The 21563-nt window shown below is 73.9% G+C and carries 16 protein-coding genes; 4 read left to right on the forward strand and 12 right to left on the reverse strand.

The annotated features are described in order from the left end of the window. Nucleotides 1–354: 354 nt before the first annotated feature. The 7 genes from RM540_RS12090 to RM540_RS12120 form a co-directional block, all read right to left on the reverse strand. Complete coding sequence (locus RM540_RS12090) at nucleotides 355–564, reverse strand: hypothetical protein (protein ID WP_311664416.1); 210 nt, start codon at nucleotides 562–564, stop codon at nucleotides 355–357. A 116-nt stretch (nucleotides 565–680) separates the two neighbouring features. After that, on the reverse strand, nucleotides 681–2222 hold the full coding sequence (locus tag RM540_RS12095; protein WP_311664418.1) for an MltF family protein: 1542 nt from the start codon (nucleotides 2220–2222) through the stop codon (nucleotides 681–683). An 87-nt stretch (nucleotides 2223–2309) separates the two neighbouring features. Further along, nucleotides 2310–3185, reverse strand: coding sequence for a hypothetical protein (locus RM540_RS12100; RefSeq protein WP_311664420.1), 876 nt, complete (start codon nucleotides 3183–3185; stop codon nucleotides 2310–2312). A gap of 177 nt (nucleotides 3186–3362) precedes the next feature. Beyond that, nucleotides 3363–5093 carry a DEDD exonuclease domain-containing protein gene (locus RM540_RS12105; RefSeq protein ID WP_311664422.1) on the reverse strand — a complete coding sequence of 577 codons (1731 nt, stop codon included), beginning with the start codon at nucleotides 5091–5093 and terminating at the stop codon, nucleotides 3363–3365. Between the two features lie 272 nt (nucleotides 5094–5365). Beyond that, a complete protein-coding gene (locus tag RM540_RS12110; protein ID WP_311664424.1) occupies nucleotides 5366–7450 on the reverse strand; it encodes a monovalent cation:proton antiporter family protein in 2085 nt (694 codons plus the stop codon). A 153-nt stretch (nucleotides 7451–7603) separates the two neighbouring features. Continuing rightward, nucleotides 7604–8581 (reverse strand): L,D-transpeptidase, encoded by a 978-nt coding sequence (locus tag RM540_RS12115; protein WP_311664426.1) that lies wholly within the window; start codon nucleotides 8579–8581, stop codon nucleotides 7604–7606. A 354-nt stretch (nucleotides 8582–8935) separates the two neighbouring features. After that, nucleotides 8936–9898, reverse strand: a complete 963-nt coding sequence (locus RM540_RS12120) for a calcium/sodium antiporter (RefSeq protein ID WP_311664428.1) — start codon at nucleotides 9896–9898, stop codon at nucleotides 8936–8938. 208 nt (nucleotides 9899–10106) lie between these two features. Between RM540_RS12120 and RM540_RS12125 the strand changes: the two genes are divergently transcribed. Next, nucleotides 10107–10487, forward strand: a complete 381-nt coding sequence (locus RM540_RS12125; protein WP_311664430.1) for a cation:proton antiporter domain-containing protein — start codon at nucleotides 10107–10109, stop codon at nucleotides 10485–10487. Here RM540_RS12125 and RM540_RS12130 read toward each other — a convergent pair. The 5 genes from RM540_RS12130 to RM540_RS12150 form a co-directional block, all read right to left on the reverse strand. Beyond that, nucleotides 10476–11330 (reverse strand): ATP-grasp domain-containing protein, encoded by an 855-nt coding sequence (locus RM540_RS12130; RefSeq protein WP_311664432.1) that lies wholly within the window; start codon nucleotides 11328–11330, stop codon nucleotides 10476–10478. The two genes, RM540_RS12125 and RM540_RS12130, sit on opposite strands and share 12 nt — an antisense overlap. Nucleotides 11331–11553: 223 nt before the next feature. Continuing rightward, nucleotides 11554–12891 (reverse strand): Na+/H+ antiporter NhaA, encoded by a 1338-nt coding sequence (nhaA, locus tag RM540_RS12135; RefSeq protein WP_311664434.1) that lies wholly within the window; start codon nucleotides 12889–12891, stop codon nucleotides 11554–11556. A gap of 373 nt (nucleotides 12892–13264) precedes the next feature. Next, entirely contained in the window at nucleotides 13265–14443 is a 1179-nt protein-coding gene (locus RM540_RS12140) for an endonuclease/exonuclease/phosphatase family protein (protein WP_311664436.1), read from the reverse strand. After that, nucleotides 14436–15320 (reverse strand): rhomboid family intramembrane serine protease, encoded by an 885-nt coding sequence (locus tag RM540_RS12145; RefSeq protein WP_311664438.1) that lies wholly within the window; start codon nucleotides 15318–15320, stop codon nucleotides 14436–14438. Before RM540_RS12145 ends, RM540_RS12140 begins: the two co-directional genes overlap by 8 nt. A gap of 98 nt (nucleotides 15321–15418) precedes the next feature. Further along, nucleotides 15419–16132, reverse strand: a complete 714-nt coding sequence (locus RM540_RS12150; RefSeq protein ID WP_311664441.1) for a rhomboid family intramembrane serine protease — start codon at nucleotides 16130–16132, stop codon at nucleotides 15419–15421. 316 nt (nucleotides 16133–16448) lie between these two features. Between RM540_RS12150 and RM540_RS12155 the strand changes: the two genes are divergently transcribed. The 3 genes from RM540_RS12155 (at nucleotide 16449) to RM540_RS12165 (ending at nucleotide 21475) form a co-directional block, all read left to right on the forward strand. After that, nucleotides 16449–17285 (forward strand): UDP-2,3-diacylglucosamine diphosphatase, encoded by an 837-nt coding sequence (locus RM540_RS12155; RefSeq protein ID WP_311664443.1) that lies wholly within the window; start codon nucleotides 16449–16451, stop codon nucleotides 17283–17285. A gap of 15 nt (nucleotides 17286–17300) precedes the next feature. Then, nucleotides 17301–20069: a penicillin-binding protein 1A gene (locus RM540_RS12160; RefSeq protein ID WP_311664445.1), complete on the forward strand. Its 2769-nt coding sequence runs from the start codon at nucleotides 17301–17303 to the stop codon at nucleotides 20067–20069. Between the two features lie 134 nt (nucleotides 20070–20203). Continuing rightward, a complete protein-coding gene (locus RM540_RS12165) occupies nucleotides 20204–21475 on the forward strand; it encodes a metallophosphoesterase family protein (RefSeq protein WP_311664448.1) in 1272 nt (423 codons plus the stop codon). Nucleotides 21476–21563 lie beyond the last annotated feature (88 nt).

The raw sequence follows: 21563 nt of genomic DNA on the forward strand, positions 1-21563 counted from the left end.
TCCTGGACACGCGAAGCAGAGCCTGCCCCGGACGCCGATCCGGGGGCGCAGGAGGGGCTAGGGGTGGTGGACGAGGCCGAGCACGAACCTGCCGATAGGAGCTTGACGCAGCGCTAAGCCTGCCTCGTAACCGCTGATTCATGCATCGCGCCCCGCCCCGCCCGCGCGCCCTCTGCGGGGGCGGGGTGGTTCGGGTGGGGTACCAACCTTCAAAGCTGGTACCGGGCGACGCTCGCCCCATGCGCGGCCTGACGGCCCTCCGCCTTGTCGCCGACAGGCCCTTGCCGATTCGGCCACCCCGCCCCGGAGTCCGCTACAGGGCTCCCGCTGCGGGAAGAGGGCAGACCGGTCCGATCAGGCGCGGCCGTAGACGGTCGGGAACGCGCGGTGGGCGTCGGCGCGGGCGTGGACCGAGCGGACGTCCTGCTCGCGCCGGGCCTCGGCGTCGGCGGCGTCGACGAGCGCCTCCTGCACGAGCTCCCGGAGCCAGTCCTGGTTTTCGCGGAGGACCTCGGCGAGGGCCGCCTTGAGGTCGTCGTTGCTAGGCGTATCAGTGCAGGTCATCCGTGGTCGTGATGTGGTGGGACGGAGGGCGAGGAAACTACGCGGTGCCGACGGCACGCGGAGGCCACGACCGCGTGCCCCGCCCCGCCCTCGGCAGGCGGGGCGGGCGGGGCGATCTACGCGTCGGGCTGGTCCCGCGAGGGGGCGGCGTCCTCGTCGTCCACGAACTGCTGGTAGTGGGCATAGCGCTCCAGGATGATCGAGACGTAGTGGACCGGCTCCAGGCCGCGCGCATAGCCGTTGCGGACCTCGGGCCGGTTGTACACGGCGGGGTTCGACTTCTGGAGGAGCCAGTACGCCACGTCCTCCCACACAGCGGGGTCGCCGCCCTCGGCCGCGGCCAGGCGCTGCGCGTCGAAGATGTGGCCCGGGCCAGCGTTGTAGCTGGCGAGGATGAACTTGAGCCGCTCCTCGGGGTCGGGCACCCGCTCGACCCAGTACTCGTCTTCGAGCCACTTGAGGTAGCGGGCGGCGGCCTCCACGTTCTGCTCGGGGTCGTACGGGTCGGCCAGGCCGAGGTCGCGGGCGGTCCCGGGCATGATCTGGAGGAGCCCCATGGCGCCGGCCCACGACTGCGCGCGGGGCTTGAACCGGCTCTCCTGGTACATCTGGCTCCCGAGCAGCCGCCAGTCCCACCCGACCGTCGGGGCGTACCGCTTGAGGAGCTCGTCGTAGTCGCTCAGCACGCCGGTCTCGGCCGTGAGGAAGCCGGTCTCGATCCGCTCGCGGTAACCGCGGCGGTCGACGAAGTACTTCCGGTAGAGCGAGTTCCAGCGGCCGGTGTCGCGGTTGGCGAGGATCCACTCGTTGAGCGCCCGCTCCAGCGTCGGGGCGTTGTCGCGGACGGCCCACGCCACGTCGTGCGGGGCGCCGATCTCGGGCGTGACCAGGAGGTTGTCGTAGTACCCCTCCTCGAGCTCGGCCACGTTCTCCTGCGCCACCGTCAGCTCGATGTTCCCGATCGCCACCTGGCGGATCAGGGACTCGGTCGTGGTGTCGACCTCGACGACCTCGATGTCGCCCGAGATTCGGTCCTCGAGCTCGACGAGCCGGTCGGCATAGGGGTGGTCCTCGGGGAGGTACACGTCGCTGCCCGCGAGGTCGGCCGGACGGCGGACGAGCCGGGCGCGGATCGTGAGCGGCTGGAGCGAGGCGTCGCCGGGGTCCATCGCCTCGGCGATCTGCTGGGGCGTCTCCTCGCCCGCGGCCTGCGCCACGCCGGCCGAGTCGAGCGGGGCCTCCTGCTGGACCACGACGGCGCTCGTCTCGTAAAGGGCCGCCGTGAACCCGAACGCCGACGTGTCCTGCTCGACCGGGATGAGCCGCCCCGCCGCGATGTCGCCCCGCCCGGCGTTGAGGTAGTACAAGAGGCTGTCCTGGGGGACCACCTCGATCCGGAACACGACGTCCTGTTCTTCGGCAAAGTCCCGGAGCAGCTCGTACTCGAATCCGAACGGCTGGCCCCGGTACAGGAAGTAGCTCGTCGAGGTGTAGGCCGTGAGAGCCACGAGCGTGTCCCGCTCGATGATGGCCCCGAGGTCGCGCTTGATGGGGTCGGGGACGACGATGCTCGGGTTCGCAGTGACGAGCACGGACGCGGCCACGAGGCCGCCGACGATGAGGAGGGCGAGGACAGCGAACGAACGCTTAAGCTTCATGAGGGAGAGTCCGGGAGTCAGCCCGTCGTACGGGCGGGGCGGTGAGGCGGGTCCTGGAGGAGCCGCGGGACTGGGGACGGGGCGCCGCTACGGCCCGTCGCTCAGCACGTCGACGAGCGCCGCGATCATCCGCGTCTGCTCGGCGAGGTGGCCCCGCTGAGCCTCGACGTTGACGTAGGCCGTGCCCTCGCGGGCGGCCCAGACCGAGAGCGAGCCGTCGTCGGTCGCCGCGTCGTTGTCCTGGAGCACGGCGTTGAACCCGGCGTCCACGAGGAGGTCGTAGAGGTCGCGGTCGGTGACGAAGAAGAAGTCGTCGGGGTCCGTCCCGTCGTGGACGGTGACGGCCGCGGCGTCGGCCTCGTACTCGCCGCCCCGCCCGTACGACGCGGCCGAGTAGCCGTCCGCCGTGTTGTCGTGGAGCGTGACGACGACGGCCGGGGGGACGGCCGCGTAGAGCGCGAGCACGCGGTCGGCGAACGCCTCCAGCGCCTCCCGCCCCGCCCGGTCGTCCTCGGAAAGAGCGGCGAGCGTGCGGGCGCGGCCGGCCGCCGTGAACATCCGGTTGGGGTCGGCGGTGTAGGTCCGGCCGCCGGTCGTGAATGTCACGTTCCGCTCGCCCGAGTGGACGAGCTCGACCACGCGCCCGCCCCGCTCGCGGAGCACGGCGAGCGCCGCCTCGACCGACGTGCCCTCGTCGTCGTGGAGGTTGAGGGCGTTGAGCGGGAACGTCTCGAACCCCGGCGACCCGAGCGGGTCCGGGATCGGCGCCGTCCACACGCGGACCGTCACGACGTCGTCCCCGAGCGGCACGGCCTCCTCGGCCACGCGCAGCGAGTCCGTTGTGGGCGGGGCGGGGCGGACGATCGCGGAGTCGGCCCGCCGCCCGTGTCCCTCGGCGGGCGAGGCCGGCTGGGCGCACGCGGCGACGGCGACGAGCGGGACGGCAAAAACGGCGAGGCGCATGGGCGGGGCGGAGCAGGCGGGCTCGGTCCAACGCGGCCAGAGCAAGACGCGTGCCCACCCCGCCCCCGACGCTCGGGCGGGGCGGCCGGCGCGCGGCCGAGCGGGGTGGGGGCACGGAGCCACCCCGCCCGAGCGACCGGACCGCGGGCGGGGCGGCGCCTCCTCCCCCACCCCGCCCTACGCCTCCTCCGTCGCCGGGGCCGCCGCGCGGGCGGCGGCGAGGACGGCGTCGAGGAACGCCTCGGGGTCGCCGTCCGGCGCCCAGCGGACGTGGCGCGCGGCGTCGTCGTGGAGCCGCATCCAGCTCGCCAGCATCCGCATCTCGTCCACGTCGGGGCGGAGGTGCGACTCGGGCGGGGCGAGGCCGGGGTCGAACGTCTCGGCGAGCGCCGCCGCGAGGTCGGCCGTCTCGTCCGGGCCGGGGTCGCGGGGCAGGTCCACGCGGCCGGCGAGGCGGCCGTGGCGGATGAGGAACAGCTGCACGCCGCCCGCCGCCTGCGCGGGGGCCGGCAGGCCGTCGTAGCCCGGGGCGAGCGGCTCGACGAGGACCGCGTCGTGCTCGTGGACCGCGCTCGCGACCGTCCGCTGGCGGCCCAGCGTCCGCTCCAGCCGGCGGAGCTGGTCGCGGTACCACCCCGCCGCCTCGTACTCGCGCGCCGCCGCCGCCTCGCGCATGGCCTCCTCGACCATGTCGACGGCCTCGGTGTCCTGGCCCGTCAGGAACGCGCGCACGCGCTCGACCTCCAGGCCGTACTCGTCGGCGCCCGCCCCGCCCGCGCACGGCGCGCCGCACCGGCCCATCTGGTGGTACAGGCACTCGCGGCCGAGCTCGAACACGGGGTCGTCGCACTCGCGGAGCCGGAACAGCCGCGAGATCAGCTCGACGACCTCCTCGGCCTGCCCGCGCCGCCCGAGCGGGCCGTAGTACTCGGCCCCGTCGTGGGCGATGCGCGGGGTCCATGAGAGGGTCGGGTAGGCGTGCGTCGTGTCGAGCCGGAGGAACGGGTAGTCGCGGTACTTCCGCTGCGCCCGGTTGTAGACGGGCAGGTGGTTCTTGATCAGCTTCGACTCTTCGAGGAGCGCCGCCAGTTCGGTCCCCGTCTCGCGCCACGTCACGTCGCGCACGTCGCGGACGAGCTTGCGCGTCTTGGGGTCGTGGGCCTCGACGCTCGTGAAGTAGCTCCGCACGCGGTTGCGGAGCGACTTCGCCTTGCCCACGTAGACCACCCGGCCCCGCCCGTCGCGCATAAAGTAGACGCCGGGGCGGTCGGGGAGCCGCGGGAGCGTCTCTTCGCGGATCGCCTTGAGGTGCGACGGCTCGCGCCGCGTGTCCTTGTACCGCCGCCGCTGGAAGGCGAGCACGTCCTCGGCGGTCTCGGCCCCGAACTCGATCTTGAGCCGGTCGATCAGGATGACCAGCAGCTCGGCCGTGGCGACGGCGTCGCCCAGCGCGCGGTGCCGGCCCTGGACGTCGATCCCGAAGTGCTGCGTGAGCTTCGAGAGCCCCTTCGACGGCAGCGACGACAGGAGGCGCCGGGCAAGGCGGAGCGTGTCGAGGCTGGGGTTCTGGAGCGGCGGCAGCCCGGCCTCGGCGAGCGCCACGTCGAGGAAGCGGGCGTCGAACGGGAGGTTGTGGGCGACCAGCACGGCGTCGCCCAGGAAGTCGAGGAACCGGGGCATGACCTCGGTCGCCGTCGGCTGCCCGTAGACCATGCCCGTCGAGATGCCCGTCAGCCGCGTGATCCGCGCCGGCACGTGGCGCCCCGGGTCGACGAGCTCCTGGAACGTGTCGACCACCTCCCCGCCCACGAGCCGCGCCGCGCCGACCTCGATGATCCGGTCGTCGCCCGCCCGGGACCCGGTGGTCTCGGTGTCGACGATGACGAAGGGCGTGCGGTCGAGGGTCATGGCGCGTGGAAGGTCGCACAAGGTGCGGGCCGCCCCGTGACGCCGGCGCGTCACACGGGGCGGGGCGGCTCCGGGCGAAGCCGCGCCGGGCGGGGTGGCGGCTCCGGCTCCTCCGCCGACGCCCTGCCCCCGCCCCGCCCTTACGCTCGCCCGGCCGGCGCGCCTAGAGCAACGTGCAGGTAGGCAGGGTACTCGGTACGAGGTACGCGAGCGCCGAGACCAGATCGGGCCGTACCTCGTACCTGGTACCCCGTACCCACCCGAGGGGCGCTCTAGGCGCCCGCCCCGCCCTCGGCAGCGAGCGGGGCGGGGCGGGGCGGCCCGTCGGGGGGCGGGGCGCGGAACAGGTCGGCCGAGTGGGCAAACTGGTCCGCCGAGCCCACCATGACGAGGCGGTCGCCGGGCTCGACGCGGAACTCGCCGGCCGGGCTCCCGACCGTCTCGCGGCCGCGGCGGACGGCCATGACGGTCAGCCCGTGGTCCTGGCGCAGCCGGAGCTCGGCCAGCGTCCGCCCCGCCGCCGGGGCGCCGTCGCGGACGGCGACCGCGCGCGTGTGGAGGCCCTCCTCGTCGAGCCCCTGGAGCACCATGAGGTGCGCCTCCTGGATGGAGCCGCGGAGCACGCCGTAGTCGTCCTGGCGCACGAGGGCAGCTTGGCGCTCGATCTCGTCGCGGGGCACGAGGTAGGCGCCCAGGACGTGCGTGAACAGGCGGACCGTCGTCTCCATCTCCTCGGGGACCACCACGTCGGCGCCGGCCCGCGTGAGCGGCTCGACGTCGGCCACGAACCGGGTCCGCGCGAGGATCTGGAGCGTCGGGTTGAGGTGACGGGCGACGGCCGTGATCCGGCGCGTGGCGTCGCCGTCGTTGATGGCGACGACGAGGAGCTTGGCCCGCTCGACGCCCAGCCCGCGGAGGATGGGCTCGCGCGAGGCGTCGCCGTAGACGGTCACCGCGCCGTCGGCGTGGGCCTCGCGGAGGCTCCGCGGGTTGAGGTCGCTCACGGCGTACGGGATGCCACTCTCGCCCAGCACGCGGGCCAGCCGCCGCCCCGCCAGCCCGTACCCCACGACGACCGTGTGGTCCTGGAGGTCGACACCGTGCCCGTGGCCCGCCCCGCCCCCGCCGTTCGGGCCGCCCGCCCCGCCCACGCCGGCGGCCGTCTCGACGCGGCGGCCGAGGGCCGACAGCCGCGGCCCGAGCGCGACGAGCCCCGGCGTGGCCAGCATGAGCACGACGGTGACGGCGATGAGGATCTGGTCGCCCGAGGCGACGCCGCCCGGGAGCAGCCCGACATCCGCGCCGGCGAGCGCGAGCACGAACGAGAACTCGCCGATCTGGGCCAGCGCGAGCCCGACGGCGAGGGCCACGCCTAGCGGCGAGCCCAGGAGCCGCGCGCTGAACGCCGCGACCGCCGCCTTCGCCACCAGGACGACCGCCGCGACGGCCGCCACGAGCCCCAGGTTCGCCCACAGGAACGCCGGGTCCAGGAGCATCCCGACCGACAGGAAGAAGGCCGCCGTGAACAGGGTCTGGAGCGGGAGGATCTCGCTCAGCGCGTGCTCGGCGTAGTCGCTCTCGCTCACCAAGAGCCCGGCCAAAAACGCTCCGATCGCCAGGCTCACGCCCGCCAGCGACACCGCCCACGCCGTCCCCAGGCAGACCGCCGCGACGGCTAGCAGGAACAGCTCGGTCCGCCGCGTCTCGGCCACGCGCTCCAGGAGCGCCGGCACCACGCGCCGCGCGCCGACGAGGACGGCCGCGATCACGAGGGCCGCCTTCCCCAAGGCCCACGCCACGTCGAGCGCCGACCCGCCCTCGCCCGCGAGCGCCGGGATCAGGAGGACCATCACGACGATGACGAGGTCCTGGAACAGGATCATCGCCAGCACCACGCGGCCGACCGGCGTGTCCGTCTCGGCCCGCTCGCCGAGCACCTTCAGCACGATCGCCGTCGACGAGAGCGAGACGAGAAAACCCGTGAACACGGCCGGCCCGACGCCCACGTCCAGCAGCAGCAGTCCGCCCGTGACCGCCCCGATCGTGAGCGCCACCTGGAGCCCGCCGCCGAGGAAGATGGGCCGCGCGAGCCGGGCCATCTGGGCCAGCGAGAATTCGACGCCGATCGAGAACAGGAGGATGATGACGCCGACCTCGGCCAGCTGCGCCACGAGCTCCACGTCGCGGACGAGCCCCAGCGCCTCCGGCCCGATCACGACGCCGGCCAGCAGGAACCCCGCGATCGGGACCAGCCGGACCCGGTAGCACAGGTAGGCCACGACGACGCCGGCCGCGAACAGGGCGGCCAGCTCGCCGACGAACGGGAGCGGACCGGCGGCGAGGGGCGGGGCGGGCATGGGCACGGCGGCCGGTTCTGGGGGCGAGCCCTAGGGGCGGGGCGTCCCGGAGGCTAGCGCCGTCTGCCCCGCCCCGTGCGCGCGCACCGCAAAGAAACCGCCCCGCCCTCGGGCGAGAGCGGGGCGGAGAGCGGGCCGGGCGGGGCGGGGCGGCTACGGCGTGCTCGTCGCCTGCTGCTTGCGGAGCCGGTCGAACCGGACCTGCTGGTCGGTCCCCGGGCGCACGCTGTACGGGTCCTCGGGGAGCTCGACGCGGACGAGCTCGGGGCGGCCGTCGACGTCGCGGAAGCGCTCGGGCGTCCCGTTCGGGGCCTCACCGAGGACGAGGACCGTCGTGCCCTGCTCGATCACGCGGCCGCCGCGGCTGCCCATCGCGTCCTCGGCCTCGCCGGTCGTCGTCGTCCAGCCGTCGGCCCAGTCGTAGATCCACTTGGCGTCGGCCGTCATGAGGCGGACGCACCCGTGGCTGGCCGCGCCCGACGTGGGCAGCGCGTAGTACTGGTGGATGTGGATGCCGCGGCGGTCGTGGAAGTTGAACACCCACCGCATGTCCCACGACTCGCCCGGCGGCGAGAGCGTCGAGACGCGGTGGAGCTCCTTCCAGTTGAAGTTGAACCGGCCCGACGGCGTCTCCGTCCCCTCGGCCCCGGTCGAGACGAGCCCCCAGCGGGCGAGCCGGCCGTTCTCGTAGCCGGCCCACGCCTGCGTCGTCTTGTCGATGACGAACAGCTTGTCGAAGTCGCGGGCGCCCTCGTAGACGCGCGGGAACGGGCTGTAGGCGCGGGGGTCGAGGTCGAAGTGGTCCGGGATGACGATCGTGTCGCCGGTGTCGAGCGTCTCGAGGAAGACCCCGTTGAGGAACGTGGTCATGCCCAGCTTTTCCCGCCCCGCCCGGGCGTCGCCGTCGCCGACCATCTCGTAGAGGCCGTGGCGAGCGAGGATCGAGTTCCCGATCGAGTCGCTGAGCGTGTAGTACCGGAACGTGACCTCGGGGATGTCTTCGAGGTCGCTCCGGTGGGCGTAGAGGAGCTCGGCCAGCCGGTCCTGGTTGAACAGCTGGCGCTCGGACTGGGCCGACGCCGGGCCGGTCACGAGGGCGAGGGCTAGGAGGGCGAGGAGACGAAAACGCATGCGAACCGGGGGAAGGGCGGGCTCAGGGGGCGAGCCCACAGGGGCGGACCGGAAGAACGCTCCAGAACCGCGCCTATTTCCACCGCCCCGCCCACCAGAGCGCCGTTGGGAGCGGGGCGGCCCCATTCCTCATGAACATATCAGGTTTGGGCTGCGGGCAGCGTGCCCCACCCACGGCGCGGACGGGGCGGGGTGTCCGCATTGTGGTACGGCGCGTCTCCCCCCGAGGTGGATGCGGCGGCGCGGCGCCTTTGTCCGGCCGCCCCGCCCGCGTCGTTCACCACCCCGCCCGTGCCTGGGCGGGGCGGAACAAATCGGGCGCCACCCCGCCCGCGCGCTCCCAGTCCCCAGTCCTCACCCCGTCGCGACCCACCACAGGTAGCCCACGTAGGCCAGGAGCAGGACGGCCCCCTCCCACCGCTGCGTCTTGCCGCCCGTGAGCAGGAACGTCAGCGTGAGCAGCCCGAACCCGAGCATCACCACGAGCACGTCGACGCCCACGCCGACCGCCGCCATGGGCGCGGCGAGCGCGGCCGGGCCGAGCACGCTCAGCACGTTGTAGATGTTGGACCCGACGGCGTTGCCGAGCGCGATCTCGCCCTCGCCGCGGAGCGCGGCCACGACCGTCGTCGCCAGCTCCGGCAGGCTCGTCCCCAGCGCCACGATCGTGAGCCCGACCACGGCCTCGCTCACGCCCAGCGTCGTGGCGAGCTCGACGGCCCCGTCGAGGAGCAGGTCCGAGCCCCACACGAGCAGGGCGATGCCGCCGACGACGAACAGGACGTGCCGCTTAAAGCCGGCCTGCGTGTCGGCGAGCGCGGACTCGATCTCGGGCGGGAGCGCCTCGCGCTCGGCGCGGACCGAGCGGCGCGAGGCGGCAATCTTCAGGACCGTGTAAACGACGGCCCCGACCAGGAGCAGCCCGCCCTCCCACTGCTCCAGCGTCCCGTCGAGGAGGAAGGCCGAGAGCACGACCATCCCCCCCAGCATGACCGGCATGTCCTGCCGCGTCAGCCCGCGGTCGACGCGCATGGGGCTGAGCGCGGCCGAGAGCCCGACGATGAGGCCGAGGTTGGCCACGTTCGACCCGACCACGTTCCCGATCGCCACCCCGCCCCGCCCCGCCAGCGCGGCCTGCACGCTGACCACGAGCTCGGGGCTCGACGTGCCCACCGCGACGACCGTCAGCCCGACCACGAGCGGGGTGATCCCGAGCCGGAGCGCGAGCGCCGACGCCCCGCGCACGAGGCCCTCGGCGCCGGCCAGCAGCAGCACGACGCCGCCGGCCATCGAGAGCAGGCTTTGGGTGAGGGTCACGGGGGGAGCGGGGGACGCGCCGAAAAGGTACGGGCGGGGCGGCCCGTCTGGGACCCGCCGCGCCCGCCCGGCCGGCGGGCGCGGGGCGGGGTCCGAGAGCGCCTGCCGGGAGCGGGCGCATAGTTTCCCGGTGCGGGGACGCCCTCCGCCGCCGGCTGGTGACGGGTCCGGCCGCCCGCGGAACGCGCGCATAGCCCCCCTCCTGCGAATGCAGACGTTCGAGTACGCCCTCGCCTTCGCCGTCGTCTGCCTCGCGTCCTACCTCATCGGAGAGGGGTTCAAGCGGATCCGACTCCCGACGATCACGGGGTACCTCTTCGCCGGCGCGCTCGTTGGGTCGTTCGGGCTCGAGTTCCTGCCGTCGGCGGCGGCCGAGAGCCTCCGGTTCGTCGACGAGCTGTCGCTAGCGGTGATCGCGTTCGTGGCCGGCAGCGAGCTCTACCTCAAGGAGATCCGCCCGCGGCTGCGGCAGATCCTGTCCAGCGCCGGCGGCATCCTCGTCGCCACGTTCGCGCTCGTCAGCGTGGCCGTGTACGTCCTCACGGCGTTCCTGCCGTTTACGGCGGGGTGGCGGGGCCTAGCCTGCTAGGCGGTCGAGCGCGGCGGCGAACCGCTCGGCCGAGCCGGGGGCGTGCGGGAAGTAGAGCGACGGCTCGATCAGCTCCAGCTCGATCACCGCCAGCGCCCCGTCGGCCAGGCGGCCCGCGTCGACGCGGGCGTAGAGCAGCGGCTCGAGCCAGGGCACGGCGGCGAGCGCGGCGCGGGTGAGCGCGAGCAGGTCGTCGCCCGGCGAGACGGCCCGGATGCGGCCCCCGTGCTCCTCCTGAACTCGGAAGTCGCCCGCGGCCGGCGTCTTCAGGACCGCGTGGCTGACGTCGCCGCCGAACACGAACGCGGACGTCTCCCCCTCCTCCACCACCGAGCGCACGAACGGCTGGACCATGCACGGCCGGTCGGCCAGCGCGGACAGCGCCTCCGCCCAGGCGCGGGGCTCGGCCGCCAGCCGGAACGTGCCGTCGGCGTTGGCGCTCACCTGGGGCTCGACGACGACCTCGCCCCACCGGCGGACGGCGTCGGCCAGCGCGTCCCCGGTGAGCCCGTCGAGCCAGACCGTCGGGACGGCGGGGACGCCGGCGGCCTCCAGGTCGCGGAGGTAGGTTTTCTCGACGTTCCAGCGCATCACCGGCAGCGGGTTCTCCAGCCGCGTCTGGCGGCCGATGTCGGCGAGCACCTCGAAAAACTCGGCCGGCGCGTCCTGGTAGTCCCACCGCGACCGCACCACGACCACCCCGTAGAGGCTCCAGTCGGTGGGGCGGCGCCACGGCACCTCGTCGACCGTCCACCCGCGGGCCGCGAGCGGGGCGACGGCGTCGCGGTCGTAGACCGCGAAGTGGCTGGTGTGGTCCGTCGTCAGGAAGGCGCAGGTGGGCATTCGCTCGGGCGGTCTCGGGCCGCCGCGGCGGGGCTCGGCGCTGAGGGCGGGGCGGCCGTGGTGTCGGCCCTGGCCCGCGGTCTCTCCAGAGGAAGCTCGCGCCAGCCGGTGGTCCTGTGGACCCGCCCGCGCCGAACGCCGGACCCCGCCGCCCCGCCCGCGCAACGAGAAAGACCGCCCCGCCCCCAGGCACGGGCGGGGCGGCGGGCGCTCCGGGGGCGGGCTAGGCGCCCACCGCCTCCAGCGGGCGCTCCTCCTCGACCGTCGGCGGAGCGGCGGCGGCCCGCGAGAGGACCACGGCGCCGAGGGCGCCCGAGATCACCGAGGCCGCCAGGATGCCCGTCTTCGCGCTGTCCAGGAGCGGACCCGGCCCGAAGGCTAGGTTGGCGATGAAGATGGACATCGTGAACCCGATGCCGGTCAGGAAGCTGACCCCCAGCACGTGGCGCCACGTCACGCCCGTCGGCAGCGCCGCCAGCCCGGTCTTGACGGCCACGAACGCCATGCCCATGACGCCGATCGGCTTGCCGACCACGAGCCCGAGCATGACGCCCAGCGCCACGGTGTCGGTGACGAGGGCAGCGGCGTCGGCGCCGAGGGCCACGCCGGCGTTGGCGAGCGCGAAGACGGGCATGATGAAGAACGCCACGAACCCGTGGAGCCCGTGCTCCAGCCGCGCCAGCGGCGTCTCGACCTTCTGACACGCCACCTCGATGCTATGGACCGCCGCCGCCTGCTCGGGCGTCGGGTCCGTCGGTGAGCCCGCGATCCCCTCGCGGAACCGGGCCAGCAGGCCGGTCACGCGGTCGGCGAACTCGACCTCGTGGATCTTGCGGTTGGCCGGGATGGTCAGGGCCACGAGGACGCCCGCGATCGTCGCGTGGACGCCGGACTTCAGCATGAACACCCACGCCGCCACGCCGACGATCGCGTAGACCGCCGTCCGCTGGACGCCGAGCCGGTTCACGACCGCCAGCAGGCCGACGAGCGCCAGCGACCACAGCAGCGCCGAGACGTTGATCTGGGCCGTGTAGAACACGGCGATCACGATGACTGCGCCGAGGTCGTCGACGATGGCGACGGCCGTCAGGAACACCTTGAGCGCGAGCGGGGCTCGGCTCCCGAGCAGGGCCAGCACGCCGAGCGCGAACGCGATGTCGGTCGCCATCGGGATGCCCCACCCGTCGAGCCGGTCCGTGCCCAGGTTGGCGACCGTGTAGAGGACGGCCGGGACGACCATGCCGCCGAGCGCCGCGGCGATCGCGAGGGCCGCCTTCCTAGGCTCCGACAGCTCGCCGGCCAGGACCTCCCGCTTGATTTCGAGGCCGACGACGAAGAAGAAGATGGCCATCAGGCCGTCGTTGATCCAGAGCAGCAGCGGCTTCGAGATCTCGAACGCCCCGGCGCCCACAGTCACGTAGGTGCCCCACAGGTCGGCGTAGACCCCGGCGAACGGACTGTTGGCCCAGACCAGCGCCGCCGCCGCCGCCACGAGGAGCAGGACGCCGCCGGCGGCCTCGGTCTTGAAGAAGGTCTGGAACGGACGGAGGAGGGTCTGCATGACGGGGGGAGCGGCCACCGCACCGGAGTGCGACGGCAGAGGACTCGGGGGAGGCCGCCGGGACTCCGGCGGCGTGCGACAGGGCGGGGCGGGCGCGCCCCTACCGTTCTGAGACGGTCAGCAGGCCCAGCCACCGACGGCGCCCACAAACCGCACGGCCGCGCGTTCGCGCTGTGGAGATCGGGGTCTGGGTCGAGGGCATGAGGCGTCGAAGGAGCGCAGCGCTCTGAGCCACTTGCTACCCGTGAAGATCCGGTCTGTTGCTCTGTGAAGCCGGTTTCATCGGGCAGCCGAGCGTTAGTCGCCCCGCCCGTAGAAGGCGGGGGCGGGGCGGCGGGGTCGGTCACGGCGCGGGAACCGGCCGCCCCTCCCCCTACTCGCGCCAGCGGAGCCGGACGCGGACCGGCCGGTGGTCCGAGAACCCGACCGGGAACGTCTCGGCCTGTGTCACCACGAACGCCGGGTCCGCGAGCACGAAGTCGATGCGGACGAGCGGGCGGTCGGCCCGGTAGGTCCGGCCCCACACTAGGCCGCCGCCCTCCCGGAAGGCGTCGAGCCGCGACGGCCCCACGACGCCGCCCCCGAGCCCGGCGCGGCGGAGGCGCCAGTAGCTCCAGTTGTCGGCCGTCGAGTTAAAGTCGCCCACGACCACGACCGGGAGCGTCTCGGCCTCGATTCGCTCGGCGAGGTCGGTCACGTCGGCGCGGCGGCCGGCGTAGACCGCCCGGTACTGGCGGAGGTACGGGACCCAGGACCGCGGGGCGTCCCACCGCACCGCGTCGTCCTCCCACGGCTTGTCCTCGCCGAACGACCGCAGGTGGACGTTGTAGAGCACGGCCTCGCGGCCCTGCCACCGGAGCCGCGTGCGGAGGGCCACCGAGACGGCCGCGTCGCCGGGCGGCCCCACGTGGACAGGCTCCTGATCGAGGACCTCCACCCCGCCCCCGCGCCGGACGAACAGCGGGACGCTCGTGCCCACGCGCTTCCGCCCGGGGTACTGCACGAGCGAGCCGGGCACGGCGAGGTCGTAGGGGAGCCGGTCGAGGAGCGCCGAGACCTGGGCGGGGAGGACCGCCGCGTCGCCGGCGAACCGCTCGGGGAACACCCACGAGTCCTGGAGCGCGAGCACGTCGGGCCGAATGCGGCCGACGAAGGCGGCCATCGAGTCGCCCAGGACGTCGGCGCTCGGGCCGGTCTGCGGCACGTTGAACGAGGTCACCACGAGGTCGTCCGGGCTGGGCTCTGGGCCGGCGAACCGGCCGCTCGGGAGCGCCCGCGCCGCGACCGACCCGATCAGGACGAGGTGGACGAGCGCCCACCCCCACCGCCGCGCCGCCAGCGGCACGACCGTCAGCGCGACGAGCGCGAGCGTGGCATACGGGAGTACGACGGCCGCCAGCTGCGCCCACCAGAACGGGCGGGGCGGGAGCACCGCGGCGCCCAACCCGACGGCCACGGCGAGCGCCACGGGCGCGTCGACGACCGCGAAGAGCGCCCACGCAGTTCGGGCCAGCGGACCCCGCCGGCGGGGCGGGGCGGCGACCTCAGCCACGGCTGGCCCGGTCCAGGATCGTGCGCTCCTCGTCGGTCAGGCTGTCGTAGCCCTCGTCGAGGATCTTGTCGAGGATCTGGTCCACGCTCGGGGCCGGCGCCCGCCCGCCCGAGCTCGAGCGCCGGCCGCCCGAGGGGACGGGCGTCGGCCGCGCGAACGGGCTCCGCTTGGGGGCCTTCGCCGCCTTTGGGCGCCGGCGGCGGTCGAAGAGCGGGCGCGCCCACGCCGTCAGGTCGACGTCCCGCCCCGCCATGCGCGCGATGAGCACGCCCGTCAGCGCGGCGCCGAGGATGGCCATCCGCTCCGGCGAGAACGCGAGGCTGAGGACCACGAACCCGACGGCCACCCACTTCATCGGGACCACGCCGAGCAAGAACAGCCCGATCCCGCGGTCCGGGTGGAACGTGGCGTAGGCGCAGAGCACGGCTGTGACCGGGATCCAGAGCCCGTAGTAGACGCCGAACGGCGACACGACCGCCCCGCCCCCCGAGGCCGCGCCCACGGCGACGGCCACCGCCGCCCCGCCCAAGGCGCCCAGCACGTACGTCCCGAACAGCCGGTGCGGCCCGTAGCTCTCCTCGTAGTCCCGCCCCATCCAGCTGAGCCAGAGGAACCCGAACACGAACGAGATCAGCCCCAGGAAGCCCGGGTACAGGTTCGCGAACGCGAACGTGAGCGGCGTCCACGGCGTCCGCAGGAGGCCCTCTGGCGTGGCCGGGAGCGCGAGCACGGCCAGCAGCCCGCCCGCGCCGAAGATGCTCAGCACGACGAACAGCACGTAGGTCGCGATGTTGACCGTCAGCAGCAGCCGGAGCGCCGGCGGCAGGCCGGCGCGCCAGAGCTGGAACCGGAAGAGCGGGGAGGACGGGTCGGCCATGCCCTGGAGCAGGTGCGGGTGAGGGGCGCCGGGTGCGCGCCCACGGAGTTACGACGGAGGCGGAAAGATGGTACCTCGAACGGAGGCCGCCCCGTCCCTCAGGCGAGGCGCCGCGACGGCTTTACCGGGAGCCGCCCGCGCCAGTAAAGGATGAGGAGCGCCCCAGTGAGCATCCCGCCGAGGTGCGCAAAGTGGGCCACGCCCGCCTGCACGCCCGCGGACCCGGCGAACAGGCTGAACGCGGCGTACCCGAGCACGAACCACTTGGCCGGAATCGGAACGGGCAGGAACAACAGGAAGATCTTCTCCTCAGGGTACAACACGCCGAACGCCGCGAGCACGCCCAGCACCCCGCCCGACGCCCCGAGCGTGGGGACAGGGATGCCCCCGACGCCCGCCCAGAACGGCCACGACGCGACGACAAGCTGGAGCACGCTGGCCCCGAGCACGCACACGAGGTAGAACCAGAAAAACCGCGTCGACCCCAGCGTCCGCTCGACCACGGCCCCAAACATCCACAGCCCGAACAGGTTGAAGAAGATGTGGCCGAAGCCCCCGTGCATAAACGCGCTCGTCACGAGCTGCCACGGCTGGAACGTCCCGAACTGGACCACGCCGTCGCGGAACTGGACGGCCTCCGGCCCGCCCAGCGGCCACAGCATGAACAGCCGGTCGAACGTGTCGTAGATGGTTGCCGACCGGGCGTCCAACACCATCTGGGCCAGGAACACCAGCCCATTGATGATGAGCAGGTTCTTGACGACCGGCGGGAACAGGCCGAACGACGAGGGGGAGCGGTAGGCGTTCTGCACAGGGAGGAGTCGGGGGCGGGGCGGACCCAGACCGGAGGGGCGGGCGGGGCGGCATCGGGGACGGACGCGCGCGGGTCCTGCCCCGGGTCGCGGGGGCGTCTCGACCGCCCCGCCCGGGGTCGGCGCGCGGGGCGGGGCGGCAGAACGGGTCGCCGGGGCCGAAGTTGCACGGCCGCCCCGGCGGGTGCCACCCCGGCCGACCGCTCCGCCCGGGACACGCCGCAGTGCCCCCGTGGCGCCGCGCCGCGTCGAAGAATGGCGGGAGCGCAGACCACCCCGCCCCGCCCCCCGTTTGGCCGGCTCGCCCCCCAGACGCTTGCTCCTCCTCCTCTCCGACCTCCACCTCGGCCGCGGCACGCGCGACCAGACGCGCGCCGCCGAGCGCGACGCGGTCGCCCTGCTCCGGGCGCACGAGGGCGCGCTCGTCCCCGACGCCGGGGCCGCGGGCGGGGCGGCGCTCGTGCTCCTGGGCGACGTCTACGACCAGTTTATCGAGTACCGGCACCTCGTCCCCAAGGGCGCCGCCCGCCTCGTCGGGCTCCTCGCCGAGTGGGCCGACCGCGGGGCCGAGGTCGTCTACGTGGTCGGCAACCGGGACCCGTGGCACGTCGACTTTTTCGAGGGCGAGGTGGGCGCCCGCGTCGTCGACGCCTGGGAGACGCGGAGGGCGGGGCGGTCCCTGTATATTGCGCATGGAGACGGCCACGGCGCCCCCCGCGGCCCTTCTAGCCAGCTCACGCACCGCCTCCAGCCGCTCCTCCGCTCCCCCCGTATGGCGCGTTTCTACCGCATGGGCCTGCCCGGCGACGCCGGCTACGGCCTCGCGCGCTGGGTCGCCCAGCGGTTCGGGACCGACGGCACGCCGGACCCCGCCGTCGCCCGCCGCCTCTCGGCCGCCGCCCACGACCGGCTCCAGACGACGGGCGCCGACGTCGTCGCCTTTGGCCACTCGCACACGGCCGCCCTCGAAGCCGCCCCGCCCCGCCCGGACGCCGGCGGGCGGGGCGGCGTCTACCTCAACCCGGGCTACTGGTTCGGCGCCCGGACGTTCGCCACGCTCGACGCCGACGGCCCCGCCCTCTCCCGCTGGGCCGACGGCGCCGCCGTCCCCCTCGCCCGCCCCGCCCCGCTCGACGCGGCGCGCGCCCTCTAACGGCCCCGGCCCGACATGGACGACCCGACGTACACCGACGACGACCTCCAGGAGTTTTTCTCCTCGCCCGCCGCGCGCCGCGCCGGCCAGGACGCCCGACGCCCGGAGGGCGGGGCGGCCGCGGACGACGACGCCTGGCGGAGCGCTCCGCTGACGGGCGAGGACGCCGACCTCGGCACCTTTTTCGGCTCCCCCGACGCCCCGCGCGCCCGCCGCGGCGGGGCCTCGGGCGACGGCGCCGCGACGGCGCCGCCTCCCGGCCCGGCCGCCCCACCCCGCCCCACCGGCCCGGCCGCCGACCGCCGCCGCCGGACGACGCGGGCGCTGGCCGTCGTGTGCGGGCTCGTCGTGCTCGGCGCGCTGGGCGCCGTCGCCGTCGTCGCGTGGCTCTCGCAGGACCTCCCGTCGCTCGAGCAGATCGAGAACCCTCAGAACCTGCTCGCCACACAGGTCCTCACAGCCGACGGCCAGGAGCTGGCCAGGTACTACGACGGCGAGAACCGGACGTGGGTCTCGCTCGACCAGATGAGCCCCTACGTCCCGGCCGCCCTCATCGCGACGGAGGACCGCCGGTTCTACGACCACTGGGGCATGGACCTCTACGGGTTCGGCGCCGTCGTCGTCGACGCGCTCCGCGGCAACGGGCTCCGCGGCGCCTCGACGATCACCATGCAGCTGGCGCGGAACCTCTACCGCGACCAGGTCGAGTTCACGATCGGCGACCGCTCGGTCGTCCGCAAGGCGAAGGAGATCCTGACGGCCGTCCGCATCGAGCGGACCTACACCAAGGACGAGATCCTCGAGGCCTACCTCAACACGGTCCCGTTCCTGTACAACGCCTACGGCATCGAGGCGGCCGCCGAGACGTTCTTCTCGAAGCCGGCCGCCGCCCTCTCGCCCGCCGAGTCGGCCACGCTGGTCGGGATGCTGGCCGCCAACTCGTTCTACGACCCCGTCCGCAACCCCGAGAACAGCACGCGGCGGCGGAACGTGGTCCTGCTCAACATGCGGAACCAGGACGTCCTCGACCAGGCCGCCTACGGCGACGCACGCGCTGACCCGGTCGACGTGGCCGCCACGTTCAACCCGTACAGCCACGAGGACAACGTGGCCCCGCACTTTGCCGAGGTCCTCCGCCTGTGGTTCCGCGAGTGGGCCGTCGAGAACGGGCGCGACCCGTACCGCGACGGGCTCGTCATCCGCACGACCATCGACTCGGAGATGCAGGCGCTGGCGACGGCGGCGGTCCAGGAGCAGATGGACGGGCTCCAGGAGGTCGTCGGGCGGGGCTGGGGCTCGGCCTCGGACCCGTTCGGGCGCTGGTGGGGCCGCAACCGCCAGATCGTCGACGAGTACGTCCGCGGGACCGACCACTTCGCGCGGCTCCGGGCCGAGGGGCTCGACCCCGACGACGCCGTCGCCGAGCTCCGCCGCGACGGCGAGTTCATGGACTCGCTGAAGACGGCGCGGACCCAGCTCGAGGCCGGCCTCATCGCGATGGACCCGACGAGCGGCCGCGTCAAGGCGTGGGTGGGCGGCCGCGACTTTATCGCCAACAAGTTCGACCACGGCGGCCAAGCCCGGCGCCAGCCCGGCTCCACGTTCAAGCTCTTCGCCTACACGACGGCCTTCGACAACGGGTACTCGCCGCAGTCGCCGGTCCTCGACGGCCGGTTCGCCTGGGGCGACTGGCAGCCCCAGAACTCGGGCGGCAGCTACCGCGGGTGGACCACGCTCGCCGAGGGGCTCCAGCAGTCGCGGAACGTCGTGGCCGCCCGGGTCACGCAGCACTTCGGGCAGGCTGAGCTCGCGCGGACGGCGTACCAGATGGGGATCCGCACGCCGCTCGAGCTCCCGCCCCCGCTCATCGACTGCACGCACAACCGGACGCTCCGCCAGTTCGACGTGTCCTGCGAGGCCGGCCAGACGTTCGTGTCCGTCCCCCGCGAGCGGTGGGAACGGGAGTGCGAGCCGTTCGAGGCCCGGGCCAACGACTGCTACGCCCGCTCGATCGCGCTCGGGACCGCCGACGTGAGCCTGCTGGAGATGGTCACGGCCTACGCCACGATCGCCAACTACGGCGTCTACCACGGCCCGACGGTCGAGGAGGACCGCCCGGCCGACACGGCGGTCCCGCCCCACATCGTGCTCGCCGTCGACCGGATCGAGGACCGCTACGGGAACGTGATCGAGGACTTTACGCCGGTCGCCCGCGAGGTCCTCAACCCGTCGACGGCCTACACCGTCTACGACGCCATGCGCGCGGTCGTGACCGGCGGGACGGCGCGCGGCCTGACGTCGCGGTTCCCCGACATCCGCGGGCTCGACCTAGCCGGCAAGACCGGGACCACGCAGGAGAACGCCGACGGCTGGTTTATCGCCATGACGCCGCAGCTCGTCGTCGGGAGTTGGACCGGGTTCGACGACCGCCGGATCACCTACCCCAACACGGCCATCGGCCAGGGCGGGCGGACCGGGCTCCTCAACGTGGGCGCGTTCCTCGAACGGCTCCAGACCGAGGGAGACTCGACGGTCCGCCTGGACCCCGACATCGAGTTCGAGGAGCCGGCCGACTACCAGCCGCCGACGCGCCGCGGCCGGATCGGGACGTCGGGCTACCTCCCCGGCGGCTCGTCGCGGAGCCGCTCGCGGAGCCGCTCGTCGTCGGGCGGGGGCTCCCGGAACCAGACGGCGCCCTCGCCGGCCCGCGAGATCCTCGACCGGATGCAGGACCGCCCCGCCCCCGCCGAGCGCCCCGAGACCGGCGGCCGGATCGGGTGGTAGCGGGAGGGATGGGAGAGGGATAGGGGATGGAGGGATGGGCAACCAGGCGTCCGCCTCGGCCCGCAGGGGCGGGGCGGCGGGACCCACCCCGCCCGCCCATCCCTCTCCCATCTCGTATCCCTCCATCCCTCCCCATGAAAATCCTCCACTGCGCCGACATCCACCTGGGGTACGAGACGCACGGGCGGCTGGACCCGGCGACGGGCCTGAGCACGCGGCTCCTCGACTTCCGGCGCTCGTTCGACTTCATGGTCGAGCGGGCCGTGGCCGAGGAGGTCGACCTGTTCCTGTTCGCGGGCGACGCCTACCGCACGGCCGACCCCACGCCGACGCAGCAGAAGCAGTTTGCCGAGGCGCTCCGTCCGGTCGTCGACGCTGGCATCCCGGTCGTCATGGTGGTCGGCAACCACGACCACCCGGTCAGCTTCGGGAAGGCGTCGTCGGTCGACATCTTCGGCGTGCTCGGGGGCGACGTCGAGGTGTTCGCCGTGCCCACGTTCCGGGCCGAGGGGCACCCGGGCGGGGCGGTGCAGACGAAGGCCGGCCCGCTCCAGCTCGTCGCGCTCCCGTGGCCCATCCGCTCGAAGATCCTCTCGCGCGACGAGCACCGCGGCAAGACGCCGCTCGAGATCCGCGACCTCGTCGAGGGGCTCTACGCCGACTTTGTGGCGACGTGCGCGGCCGAGGCCGACCCGGCCGTCCCGCTCGTCGTCTGCGCCCACCTGACGGTCAAGGGCGCCGACCCGTCGGGGAGCGAGCGGGCCAGCCTGATCGCCCACGAGCCCATCCTGACGGCGGCCCAGCTGGCGCGGCCGAACGTGGACTACGTCGCGCTCGGGCACATCCACCGCTTTCAGGACCGGAACCGCGAGGCGTTCGAGCGGGGCGAGGGGCCGCCCGTCGTCTACTCGTCGTCCATCGAGCGCGTCTCGTTCAAGGAGGCCGACGACGAAAAAGGGTTCGTGCTCGTCGACATCGACGCGGGCGGGGTGGCGGGCCAGCGGACGGCGTACGAGTTCGTGCCCACGCCGGCCCGCCGGTTCGTCTCGGTCGACGCCGACGTCCGCGGCGCCGACGACCCGACGGCCGCGCTGCTGGCCCAGGTCGGCCGCCACGACATCGCCGGCGCCGTCGTCCGCGTCCGCTACCAGGTCGACGAGGACCAGGCGGGGGCGGTCGACGCCGGCGCCCTCCGCGCGGCGCTCGCCGACGCCGACGTCGTGGCCGCCATCGAGCGCGACGTGGACCCCGCCGAGCGCCGCCAGCGCACGGTCGTCCGCCGCGACACGTCGCTGAAGGACGCCGTCGAGCGCTACGTCGACCAGCACGAGGCGCTGGGCACGATCAAAGACGACCTCGTGGCCGCGGCCCTGGAGATCGAGCGCGAGGTGGACGAGGCGGCGTAGAGCGGAGAGAGCGGAGAGAGCGGAGAGAGCGGAGAGAGCGGAGAGAGCGGAGAGAGCAAGGTGCCCGCCCCACCCCGCTCACGCAACA

Origin of the sequence: Rubrivirga litoralis (assembly GCF_031846415.1) — a bacterium.
In the GTDB taxonomy this organism is placed as follows: Bacteria; Bacteroidota; Rhodothermia; order Rhodothermales; family Rubricoccaceae; genus Rubrivirga; species Rubrivirga litoralis.